Annotated in this window: 1 pseudogene; it reads right to left on the bottom strand. The window is 58.0% G+C overall.

The window, feature by feature from the left end:
• Window positions 1-412 (bottom strand): annotated as a pseudogene (locus ACGF49_RS24940) (DNA primase); the annotation flags it as partial.

The raw sequence follows: 412 nt of genomic DNA, 5'->3' as shown, positions 1-412 counted from the left end.
GTTGACCGTCAGCACCAGACAGCGGTTCAGCAGCTCTTCATCCACATCAATGGCCGTCGTCGTTAACATCAGCATCACCGGTCCCTGTACCTTGTATTCCCGCGTCACCAGCTCGCCGCTCTGTTCGTTCTTGCCGGTGCTGGCGATTTTCAGCTCGCCGTCGGACTGCAACAGTTTCAGGGCATAGGCCGCCTGCCGCACGCCTTCCTCTTCGGCTATCGCCAGTATCTTGTGTTGCAGGCTGGTTTCCCCCAGATAGTAGAGGCTCTGCCCGGTCATTGCCGAATACTGGATACGTTCTTCTTCCGGCATCAGGTTCAGCACCGCTTCCATCAGGGAAGATTTCCCGGCAGCGGAACTGCTTTGTATCAGCACGGCCAGCGGTTTATCGAGTTTGCGCGAGACCGCCGCC

Origin of the sequence: Photorhabdus sp. RM96S (assembly GCF_042879335.1) — a bacterium.
Taxonomy (GTDB): Bacteria; Pseudomonadota; Gammaproteobacteria; order Enterobacterales; family Enterobacteriaceae; genus Photorhabdus; species Photorhabdus kayaii.
Note: the sequence above shows the minus strand (reverse complement) of the source record. Positions and strands in the feature narration are given on the sequence as shown.